8 protein-coding genes are annotated in these 11,690 nt (G+C 40.9%); 6 read left to right on the top strand and 2 right to left on the bottom strand.

The genetic code is table 11. From position 1 onward, the window contains the following. Window positions 1–116 precede the first annotated feature (116 nt). Window positions 117–1,886: a chloride channel protein gene (locus AABK36_RS00620; RefSeq protein WP_309937077.1), complete on the top strand. Its 1,770-nt coding sequence runs from the start codon at window positions 117–119 to the stop codon at window positions 1,884–1,886. Window positions 1,887–1,945: 59 nt separating this feature from the next. Here the strand turns inward: AABK36_RS00620 and AABK36_RS00615 are convergent, their stop codons facing one another. Further along, window positions 1,946–3,079 carry a redoxin family protein gene (locus tag AABK36_RS00615; RefSeq protein ID WP_309937076.1) on the bottom strand — a complete coding sequence of 378 codons (1,134 nt, stop codon included), beginning with the start codon at window positions 3,077–3,079 and terminating at the stop codon, window positions 1,946–1,948. 242 nt (window positions 3,080–3,321) lie between these two features. On the opposite strand from AABK36_RS00615, the gene gltX reads away from it, so the two are divergent. After that, window positions 3,322–4,863: a glutamate--tRNA ligase gene (gene gltX, locus AABK36_RS00610; RefSeq protein WP_309937075.1), complete on the top strand. Its 1,542-nt coding sequence runs from the start codon at window positions 3,322–3,324 to the stop codon at window positions 4,861–4,863. Window positions 4,864–4,893: 30 nt separating this feature from the next. On the opposite strand, the gene AABK36_RS00605 is transcribed toward gltX, so the two are convergent. Continuing rightward, on the bottom strand, window positions 4,894–5,367 hold the full coding sequence (locus AABK36_RS00605) for a hypothetical protein (RefSeq protein ID WP_309937074.1): 474 nt from the start codon (window positions 5,365–5,367) through the stop codon (window positions 4,894–4,896). A gap of 98 nt (window positions 5,368–5,465) precedes the next feature. On the opposite strand from AABK36_RS00605, the gene dapF reads away from it, so the two are divergent. The 4 genes from dapF (at window position 5,466) to AABK36_RS00585 (ending at window position 11,683) form a co-directional block, all read left to right on the top strand. Beyond that, window positions 5,466–6,245 carry a diaminopimelate epimerase gene (gene dapF, locus AABK36_RS00600; RefSeq protein WP_309937073.1) on the top strand — a complete coding sequence of 260 codons (780 nt, stop codon included), beginning with the start codon at window positions 5,466–5,468 and terminating at the stop codon, window positions 6,243–6,245. Window positions 6,246–6,478: 233 nt separating this feature from the next. Further along, entirely contained in the window at window positions 6,479–9,832 is a 3,354-nt protein-coding gene (secA, locus tag AABK36_RS00595) for a preprotein translocase subunit SecA (RefSeq protein WP_309937072.1), read from the top strand. A 90-nt stretch (window positions 9,833–9,922) separates the two neighbouring features. Next, on the top strand, window positions 9,923–10,480 hold the full coding sequence (locus tag AABK36_RS00590; protein ID WP_309937071.1) for an SPOR domain-containing protein: 558 nt from the start codon (window positions 9,923–9,925) through the stop codon (window positions 10,478–10,480). A gap of 15 nt (window positions 10,481–10,495) precedes the next feature. Next, a complete protein-coding gene (locus AABK36_RS00585; protein WP_309937070.1) occupies window positions 10,496–11,683 on the top strand; it encodes a M20 metallopeptidase family protein in 1,188 nt (395 codons plus the stop codon). Window positions 11,684–11,690 lie beyond the last annotated feature (7 nt).

Here is an 11,690-nt window from a genome sequence, read left to right as displayed (position 1 = left end):
TCATACTATTCTTAAAAATTATTAGTGAAATTTGCGTAACTAGCGTTTCTTTAATCAAAGGATCATAGAAAATTATATTATAAAGCTTAAGCAAAGGCAAAGACTGTTAAAAAAAGATGCTGAAAAGGTTTTTATTTTGGCGTGTAAAACACATAAACAATAAAAATTTCACTTTACTCGTCAGTGGTGTTGTAGGAGTTTTAGCGGGCTTAGCAGCCGTAGTGCTTAAAGAGTCAGTGCACTTCATCCATAATTGGCTTCAATCAGATACCGATAATATTTGGGATGATTGGAGATATATATTTTTCCCTTCCATAGGGATCATACTCACTGTAATTCTATCCAGATATGTTGTGAAAGAAAAGCTCGGGCATGGTGTGTCTGGCATACTTTATAATATATCTCAAAAGTCAAGCAAAGTTCCTCCGAAGAAACAATGGACTTCGTTGGTCTTCAGCGCTATTACTGTAGGGTTTGGAGGATCCGTGGGGTTGGAGTCTCCGATTGTGGTGACAGGATCCGCAATAGGATCCAATATAGGCAGAATTACCCATTTGGATTATAATAGAAGGTCATTATTGATAGGATGCGGAGCCGCAGGCGCGATCTCATCCATATTCTATTCACCAATAGCGGGTGTGATATTCGCGATAGAGTGTATACTCGCTGATGTCTCGATTTCATCATTCATTCCGCTTTTGATATCGTCTGTATGCGGAGCTTTGGTATCATTAGGTTTATTGGGGTCCGATGTTCTTTTCTCGTTTAAGTTGCAAGACCCTTTCGCCGCATCAGATACGCCTCTGTACATACTGCTTGGCGTTATCAGCGGATTTGTATCGCTTTACTTTACCAGAGTGACATATTATGTAGAGCCTCGCATCAAAAGAATAAAAAATTATTTGCTGAGAGCATTAATTGCCGGTTTATCCATTGGCATACTGGTTTTCGTTCTTCCATCGCTATACGGCGAAGGATATGATTCTATCAAAATGCTTTTGAACGGCAATGCTTTGGATGTATTTGGCAAATACCACTATTTGTATCAAGGAGAATTCGCTCAAGCCTTTATCATACTTAGCTTATTGGCGATCATATTACTTAAGCCAGTGGCTACTTCGCTTACTATTGGCGGTGGCGGTTGTGGTGGAGTATTTGCTCCGTCCATGTTCTTAGGTGGAGTCACAGGCTTCTTTGTCGCTCTAACTACTAATTTTATCGCAGGAGAAAATATCGCCAGTCTCAGCAATTTTACGCTTGTAGGCATGTGCGGTGTTATGGCGGGCGTATTGCATGCACCATTGACGGGAATATTTTTGATAGCTGAAATTACAGGAGGATATACGCTATTCCTGCCGCTAATGCTTGTATCAGCAATTTCCTTCAGCACAATTTCATATTTTGAAAAATATTCTATCTATACCAAAAAACTCATCGAGAGAGGGCAGCTTTTTCAAGATGATAAAGACGGAGCGGTATTGGACAAAATACAATTGCAAAAAATTGTTGAGCGCGATTTGAAAACAATCAAATCACATTCAACACTGGGCGACTTGGTAGAGCTCGTTAAAGTCTCGAAAAGAAATATCTTTCCAGTCATTGACGAAGAAGGCCAGCTTTTGGGAATTATCACATTGGATGACATTAGGGAAAAAATGTTTGACGAGGAAAAAAGATGCAACCTTGTCGTTAACACGATTATGCACAAGCCTCCAGCAACCATATCTCCTGACGAATCAATGAAATCAGCCATCAATAAGTTTCAAAGAACCGGCTCTTGGAATTTGCCTGTGATCAAAGATGGAAAATACTACGGCATCATTTCCAAGTCAGGAATATTCAATGCTTACAGAAATAAACTGAAGAAAAAAACAATTATTACTTGATAAGAAAAAAGGTCGCTTCCTGTCCAGAAAGCGACCTTTTTTATAATATTAGATCGCGACTATTGATTCAAAGAAAGTAGCTTATCCAACTCTTTCTTAAGTTTCTCGCCATGTAAATTTTTAGCTACGATCTTTCCATCAGAATCCAACAAAACAGTATGAGGAATTGAAATCACTCCATACTTAGCCACTACCGGACTTTTCCATCCTTGCAAATCTGAAACTTGATACCAATTGATATGATCATCGGCGATAGCCTTTTTCCACTTGTCAAGGCTAGTATCCAATGATACTCCTATGATCTGAAGCCCCTTGTCTTTATACAAGTTAAATGTTTTCACCAAGTTTGGATTTTCTTTTCTGCATGGAGGACACCAAGAAGCCCAAAAATCAATCAATACAGGATTTCCTCTTAAAGATGACAAGGAAAGAGATTGGCCATCAGGCGTATTCAATGTAAAGTCAGGAGCCATCTGGCCAACGGCTACTTTCGACAACACGTCTCTTCTTTCCGATAAACTTTCTCCAGCTTCCGTCTTCAGAACCTCAGGCGAAAGTATTTTCAACATATCATTCAGCTCGTTGTAGTCCAACTGATAAATCAATTGCTCTCTTATAGCCACCGCTGAAATATAAGACGCTGGATGCTCTTTTATCCACTGCTCAATAACCTTTTGCTCGTCTGCGATTGTTTCTTCATACAATGCATTCACTTTATTCAAAGCCGCTGTGTCATTTTTTTGCTGCGCGTCGTAATACTCATTTTCCAATAAAGACTTCTTATCAGCGTAAGGCTTAACCGCTTTCAAATATGACTGATAGTCATTTTGAGATTTTGAGCCGGTAATCTCCGCATTAGCGATATTCGCATCATCGATCGCAACATTCACCACTTCATTGCCCATGAACAAACCTAACTGTTGGTTTTTCCCTAGATCCAAATACAAACGGTCCGGAGACTCCAGCTTTCCATTCAATCTGAATTTACCATTCAGCACCATCGCAGAATCCAACTTCTCAAAGCTATGTCCTCCTTTATGCTTTTTCAACAATACCATGGTACTGTCCGGAATGACGCTAGTAGTTCCATTAATTTCAAAATGGTCTCCAGCAGTTTCATTTTGCGGTTTTTGCTTGTTTTCGCATGAGAAAATCATTCCTGCCAAAGCAAGTCCTAAAAATATTCTTTTCATCCTCTTTTCACTTTTTAGATGTTTTGCAAATCCAAATTAATTCATTCAAAGCATAAATCGAACCTTAATGGCAATAAAGGTTAATCGGCAATGTTATTATCAGGCTCGACGCTTCGCAAACAATTAACCATACAGTATATATTTATTCGAATAACTATTAAATTTGCGACTCTAATTGTCGCTTAATGAAGTATTTTGTTATTTAGCGACAGGTATAATTCATCATATATTGATTTTCGATAATGGAAAAAGAAGTACGCGTTCGTTTTGCTCCAAGTCCTACAGGACCTTTGCATATTGGTGGAGTGAGAACTGCACTATACAACTATTTGTTTGCTAAGAAAAACAATGGAAAATTCATTCTTAGAATTGAAGACACTGACCAAAGCAGATTTGTTCCTGGCGCTGAAGAATACATCATTGAAGCACTGAATTGGTGCGGTATCAAAGTGGACGAAGGACAAGGCGTAGGAGGCGAATATGGACCTTATCGTCAATCAGAAAGACCTGAAATATACCGAGAACATGTCCAAAAGCTTATCGATGAAGGCAAAGCTTACTATGCCTTTGATACTGCTGAAGAGCTGGAAGAAATGCGCGAGCGACTGACTGCGGCTAGAATCGCTCACCCTAAATACAATGTCATCACTAGAATGACAATGAAAAACTCTCTGACATTGCCTAGAGAAGAAGTCGAGCAAAGACTTGCTTCAGGCGCCCCATATGTCATTAGGCTTAAAGTTCCGAAAAAAGAAGATGTTCGATTCCATGACGAAGTAAGGGGATGGGTTGTCATCAACACTAGCGAACTGGACGATAAAGTTTTGTTAAAATCCGATGGTCTTCCAACTTACCACCTTGCAAATATTGTGGATGATCATTTGATGAATATCTCACATGTTATCAGAGGAGAAGAGTGGTTGCCTTCAGCTCCTATACACGTTTTGCTTTATGAATATTTTGGTTGGGAACCGCCTAAGTTCTGCCACTTGCCGCTTTTGTTAAAAAAAGACGGAAATGGAAAATTGAGCAAAAGAGATGGCGACAAGCATGGATTCCCTGTTTTTCCACTAGAATGGAAAGATCCTCAAAGTGGAAATATAACCATGGGATTCAGAGAGCAAGGCTACCTGCCTGACGCGCTTGTGAACTTTATTTCACTGCTTGGATGGAATCCTGGAGACAATAGCGAGCTTTATTTCAATATGGAAGATTTGGCCAATGCATTCTCTCTTGACAGAATCATCAAAGCAGGAGCCAAGTTCGATATTGAGAAAGGACAATGGTTCAACGAGCAATATATCAAGAGAAAATCCAACGCTGAGCTTTCGAAGTACCTTCTTAAGTCTCTAGCGGAGCAAAATATAGAATGCGACCAAGAGAAAGCCGAGAAAATCTGCGAGGCTCTTAAAGAAAGGGTAACTTTTCCGCAAGAATTATGGACAAAAGGACAGTACTTCTTCATCGCTCCGCAAGAATATGATGAAAAAGTAGTAAAGAAAAAGTGGACGCAAGAAGCTGTAGACCTGCTTAGCGCTTATTCAGAAGCGCTTAAAGCTCATGAGGGCGCAATAGACAGAGATAGCGCTCATAGCATACTGAATGATACTTTGGAGAAAATGGGCATTAAGATGGGCCGTGTGATGCAAGCCTTGAGACTCGCGGTCTCAGGTTCTGGCGCTGGAGCGGATCTTATGCTGACTTTGGAAATACTAGGCAAAGAAACTATTTCACAGAGAATCGAAACGGCAATTGAAACGCTTAAAGACAGAGTCAAAGCTTAGACAATATTGATAACACAGGCCGAAATAGGATTAAATTCCTTCACGCTTTTGGCCTGTGTTTCTTATTACCAAAAACTGCACAATGCCCACGAGCATCAGCGCCAACCCTACCCATATCATATAGTTGGAGCTTTCGTTAGGCGCCAAGCCTACCAAATCATAGCTTTGTTCCACGGTATTGTATTTCAACAGCAATTTATCCCCCAACTTGAACTCTTGATATATTTGTTGATCTAGCTGGCTTGACTGATAAATCAAATCGCTGCCGTCATCCATTTCAAAGACAAAAACATACTTATGCTCGTCAGGCAAATTGCCTTGCTGATAATTTTCCGAATACTTTTCCACCAATGTCGCTTTGGAAATACCCTTGCTGTTTTCATTGCCCTTGAAGACCGGTGCCTTGTCCAGCGACACCGCGAGCAAACAAAAAATGCCCGCTATTAACAAAATCAACAGCACACCAAAGGACACTGAATTTTTTTGCTGTCTTGAATGTTTCATTTTCATTAATGTATCTGATTTCTTTTGCGATAATGACAATAAATCGAGAACTTTAGGCCTTTAGGGCCTAGCTCATTATGCATTATAACTAGAAATGAATGCAAAAGTTGAAATTTTATAAATACCAAGGCACAGGCAACGATTTCGTAATGATCGACAATAGAGACATGGCCATAGCATCAGAGAATGTCTCTTTGGTAAAGCGTCTGTGCGACAGAAAGTTTGGAGTGGGAGCCGATGGGCTCATATTGATACAACCCCTTGAAGGTTACGATTTTGAGATGATTTACTTCAACGCCGACGGCACTAAAAGCCTATGCGGCAATGGGTGTAGGTCAGCGGTGATGTTCGCTCGACATTTAGGCATAGTTGGCAACAAAGCTAGCTTCATGACTATAGACGGAGGTTTGAAAGCCCAAGTCAATGACGATGAAGTCAAGCTTGGAATGCCCGATGTCAAAAAAGTAGAGGAAATCGATGGAGACTATTATGTCAATACTGGCTCGCCTCACTATGTGGCATTTGTGGATGAGGTAAAAGATTATCCGGTATTTGAAATGGGCCGCTCGATACGCAACAATGAGCATTTCGCTCCAAAAGGAGGAACCAATGTCAATTTCGTTCAAAAACTATCTGATCATGAAGTTTTTGTCAGAACATATGAGAGAGGTGTAGAGGATGAAACTCTCTCTTGCGGAACAGGCGTAACAGGCGTAGTATTGGTTTGCCACTTTGCTAAGCAAATGACTTCTCCGGTTACAGTGCAAACCCTAGGCGGAACTTTGCAAATATCTTTCGACTACGACGCAAATGGATACACGAACATCTGCCTTCAAGGTCCTGCGAAGAAAGTATTCGAAGGAGAAATTGAAATATGACATATTGACAGCGCTGGGCTATCTCACTCAGCCAAATTATGACTATATTCAACAGAAATTTCTACGTTATCTGCTAATATGTCTGATAATGAAGCGAGGAATGTTTTTTGAAATAACGAGTTTGAATAAATACCTTGCCAATACAAGTATTTTCGATTTGCGAATTTAATTTTTTAAAAGGCAAGAATTTAATGATAAAAGAATAAATAAGGATATTACAATATTAAAAAGCTATGCTGGAGCTGATCACTAAAGGAATAGCAAAGATTTTTGGCACAAAATCCGAAAGGGATATAAAAACCCTTTGGCCGATTGTGCATCAAATCAATGCTGAATTTGACAAATTATCCTCCCTCTCGGATGACGAACTTAGGGACAAAACCCAAAATATCATCGAGCGAATCAACGACTCGCTTAAGGATATCGACAACAACATAGAAGAACTTCACAAGAAGGTAGAAGAGCACCCTTCTATGAGCTTGACCGAAAAGGAGGGAGTATTCAATCAAATAGATTCCTTGGAAGATAAGCGGAATGAAAAGCTGGAGGAGGTTCTAAACACAGTACTTCCAGAAGCTTTCGCCATAGTAAAAGAAACAGGTAGAAGATACAAGGAAAATAAATTCCTTAAAGTGAAAGCCACAATCCATGATCGCAAGATCGCTACGATGAAGCATAATGTGGAAATCGACGGAGATTATGCGATTTGGCACAATGAATGGGATGCTGCCGGCACTACAGTTACTTGGGACATGGTTCATTATGATGTTCAGCTGATCGGTGGTATCGTGCTTCACCAAGGTAAAATATCCGAAATGGCAACGGGTGAAGGTAAAACGCTCGTGGCAACGCTTCCTGCATTTCTTAACGCATTGGCCAAAAGAGGCGTGCACGTGGTTACTGTCAATGATTACTTGGCAAAGCGTGACTCCGAATGGATGGCTCCTCTATTTGAATTCCACCAGCTTACTATCGACTGCATAGACAAGTATCAGCCTAATTCTGAGGAAAGAAGAAACGCTTATCAAGCGGATATCACTTATGGTACCAACAACGAATTCGGTTTTGACTACCTGAGAGATAATATGACTAGAGAAGTCAAAGAGCTTGTTCAGCGAAAGAGACATCATTACGCTATGGTCGATGAAGTTGACTCGGTATTGATTGATGATGCCAGAACTCCTTTGATCATCTCCGGACCAATACCAAAAGGCGACGAGCATGAATTTTATGAGCTTAAGCCTCGTGTTTCCTTGCTTGTTGACGCTCAGAGAAAATTAGCGTCCCAATTCCTATTGGAAGCGAAAAAACTAATCAAAGAAGGCGACGAAAACGAAGGAGGCTTGGCCTTGTTCAGAGCCTACAGAGCTTTGCCTAAGCATAAGCCTTTGATTAAATTCTTAAGTGAGCAAGGCATTCGCCAGATTCTTCAAAAAACGGAGAATTATTACTTGGCTGACAATGCCAGATTGATGCCTGAAGCTGACGAGCCATTGTACTTCATCATCGAAGAAAAACATAACTCCATCGATATGACGGAGAAAGGTATCGACCTTATCACTGGCCAAGGAAGCGATCCTAACTTCTTCGTGATGCCTGACCTAGCTATTGAAATCGACAAGCTGGACAAGGATACCGAACTGGACGAGGCAAGCAGAGTGGAAAAGAAAGACGCGATCATCAGAGACTACTCTGTGAAAGCGGAAAGAATTCACTCGGTAAACCAGCTCCTTAAAGCATACACGCTATTTGAAAAAGACCAGGAATACATCGTTCAAGACGACAAAGTAATGATCGTCGATGAGCAAACTGGTCGTGTGATGGATGGAAGAAGGTTCTCTGATGGACTTCACCAAGCTTTGGAGGCGAAAGAAAATGTAAAAGTAGAGGATGCTACGCAGACATACGCTACTGTGACTCTTCAGAACTACTTCCGTATGTACCATAAGCTATCTGGTATGACGGGTACTGCCGAGACGGAAGCGGGAGAGCTTTGGGAAATCTACAAGTTGGATGTGGTGATGATTCCAACAAACAAGAAAATACAAAGAGACGATAGAGAAGACAAAGTATATAAAACCGTAAGGGAGAAATTCAATGCTGTAGCTGACGAGATCGTTGAGCTTACGAATGCGGGAAGACCAGTATTGGTAGGTACGACATCCGTTGAGATCTCAGAGCTATTGAGTAGAATGCTTCAGATGAAGAAAATCAAGCACCAGGTTCTTAATGCCAAGCAACACGCTAGAGAAGCGGATGTGGTAGCATTAGCTGGACAGCCGGGCACCGTCACCATCGCTACAAACATGGCGGGTCGTGGTACGGATATCAAGCTTAGCCAAGAATCTAGAGCAGCTGGCGGTTTGGCGATTATCGGTACTGAAAGACATGAATCAAGACGTGTGGATAGACAGCTTAGAGGTCGTGCCGGTCGTCAAGGAGATGTTGGTTCTTCGCAATTCTTCGTATCTCTAGAGGACAATTTGATGAGACTTTTCGGTTCTGAGAGAATCGCTAAATTGATGGATAGACTTGGACTTGAAGAAGGAGAGGTAATCCAGCATAGCATGATTACAAAGTCTATCGAAAGAGCTCAGAAAAAAGTAGAGGAAAACAACTTCGGTATACGTAAGCGACTTCTTGAGTATGATGATATCATGAATCATCAAAGAGAAGTAATTTACAAGAGACGCCGCAATGCTCTGTATGGCGAACGCCTTAAAGTAGATATTCTTAACAGCATCTATGACACTTGCGACGATATAGTGAACGAGTGCAAAGATTCTGACGATTATGAAACATTCAGAATCAAAACTGCCACAGTGCTAGGCTTGGAGTTGCCAATTTCAGCAGATGAATTCTCTAAAATTGACAAAGGCGCTCTGCTTCAACAATTGAATGAAAAAGCACTTTCAAACTATGAAGCTAAAAACCAATCCATATCTGAAAGAGCCTTCCCTATTATCAAACAAGTATTTGAAACGAGAGGAGCTACAGTAAGAGATATCTTAGTGCCGTTCACTGACGGACAAAAGCAAATTGGTATTTCTTCCAACTTGGAGAAAAACGTTGAGACCAATTGCAAAGCATTGATCGACTCGTTGGAGAAAAATGCCACGCTTTCCATCATAGACCAAACATGGAAAGAGCATCTAAGAGACATGGATGACTTGAAGCAATCAGTCCAAAATGCTGTGTATGAGCAAAAAGATCCGCTTTTGATCTACAAATTCGAATCATTTGAGCTATTCAAGCAATTCTTGGCTAAAGTGAATAGCGAGCTTGTGTCCTTCCTTATGAAAGCCACTATTCCAGTGCAGGAATCCACTGAAGTACATGAAGATCGCCAAAAGCAGGTGAAGCAAGAATATACAGAAGAAAAAGAAGAAGTAAATTCAGCGCTTAACACCAACACTTCCCAAGAAAGCGAACCAGCTCCAAAACAGCAACCAGTTCGCTCTGAAAAAGTACATGGCAGAAACGATCGTGTAAAAGTTCAGTACGCTGACGGAACCGTAAAGGAAGATGTAAAATTCAAGTCTGTGGAGAATGACTTGAGAGATGGCAAATGCGTGATCATAGAATAGCATAATCATTAAAAAAACGCAAAAGGATTGCTTCACATAGCAATCCTTTTTTTATTTTTACCTAATCCTAACTCCAAGTAGACTTAGAACATGAAAAATATCAAATTCCCATTTATCTTGCTTTGCATTGTTCTCGCTTACTCTTGTTCGCCCAAAGTAGCTCCTGTGCAGCAGAACTATAGTGAAAATCTAGACGCGTATATTCCTGATTATTCCAAGGAAATCAAAGCTCCAAAGGTGAATGCACCAGCTTCGACACCCAATACAGTTAAAACCGGAGCGCCAATCAACGATATCAATAGCGAGCTGCAAGGACAAATCGATCACTTTGCGAAGTCCAACCAATCAAAGGGAAGCACCTATTATACTATACAAATCTACTCGGGAGGAAGCAGAACTGAGGCCAACGAAATCAGAGAACAGATTTACGAGTTTTTCCCTTCCGCAAAACCTTATCTTCAGTGGAAGCAACCTAACTACAGAGTTAAAGTAGGAAAATTCTACAACAGATTGGAAGCTAATCCATTGTTGCTGGAAATAAAAAAACACTACCATAGCGCGATATTGGTTCCTGAAGTGATCAAAACAGAAGTAGAAGAAAGCGAAGAAGAGAAAAACACTGAAAACGAAGAGTCTAATAACTATTAGCGAATCAATTATATCATGAATCTCAAAGAAAAGATCAAAGAATTAGCGGAGGAGTCATTCGAACAGATTCGCTCTGACAGAAGACATTTGCACCAAAACCCTGAGTTGTCATTCAAAGAATACAAAACAGCGGACTTCATAGAAGAAAAACTGAAAAACTTGGGGTTGAACCCTGTTCGCAAGGCGGAGACAGGCTTGGTAGCTGTGATAGAAGGAAAGAATCCAGAGAAGAATATTATAGCTTTGAGAGGTGATATAGACGCATTGCCAATCAAAGAGCAAAATGATGTTAGCTATAAATCATCCGTTGAAGGCGTAATGCACGCTTGTGGGCATGATGTTCATACAGCTTCATTATTGGGAGCGGCTAAAATCCTTACTCGGGTCAAAGATGAATTCGAAGGAACTATTAAACTGATCTTCCAACCCGGAGAAGAATCTCTTCCTGGTGGAGCATCATTGATGATCAAGGACGGAGCTTTGGAAAACCCCAAGCCTGAAGCGATATTCGGCCAGCATGTAATGCCTTTGCTTCCTGTGGGAACTGTAGGATTTAGAAAAGGAATGTATATGGCTTCCGCTGACGAAATCAGACTTCGAGTTAAAGGCAAAGGAGGGCATGGCGCTATGCCCGAGATGAATGTGGACCCGGTATTAATCGCTTCTCATATCATCGTTGCGATGCAACAGATTGTAAGCCGTAATTGCGATCCAAAGGTTCCATCTGTATTGTCTTTTGGAAAGGTAATAGCTGACGGAGCGACAAATGTAATCCCTGAAGAAGTATATGTAGAGGGCACATTCAGGACGCTAAACGAAGAGTGGAGATTTGATGCTCATAAGAAGATCAAAAAGATCGCTGAAGGAATAGCCGAAAGCATGGGAGGTTCTTGTGAAGTTGATTTGCAGGTTGGATACCCATTCTTGAAAAACGATGAAGAGCTAACTTCCAGAGCTGAAGAATGGGCTGTGGAATATATGGGCAGAGAAAACGTCAAAGAGCTTGATGTTTGGATGGCGGCGGAAGATTTTGCTTATTATTCTCAAGAGATGAAAGCTTGCTTTTACAGGCTTGGAATCCGCAATGAGGAAAAAGGAATCACTTCTTCGGTTCATACACCAACCTTCGATATAGACGAAGAAGCTCTAAAGACAGGAGCTGGCTTATTGGCATGGCTGGCAGTGAAGGAGCTAGGAAACTAAAAATACA

This window comes from Aureibacter tunicatorum, assembly GCF_036492635.1.
In the GTDB taxonomy this organism is placed as follows: domain Bacteria; phylum Bacteroidota; class Bacteroidia; order Cytophagales; family Cyclobacteriaceae; genus Aureibacter; species Aureibacter tunicatorum.
The sequence above is the reverse complement of the archived record's forward strand: the minus strand, read 5'-3'. Positions and strand labels throughout refer to the sequence as shown.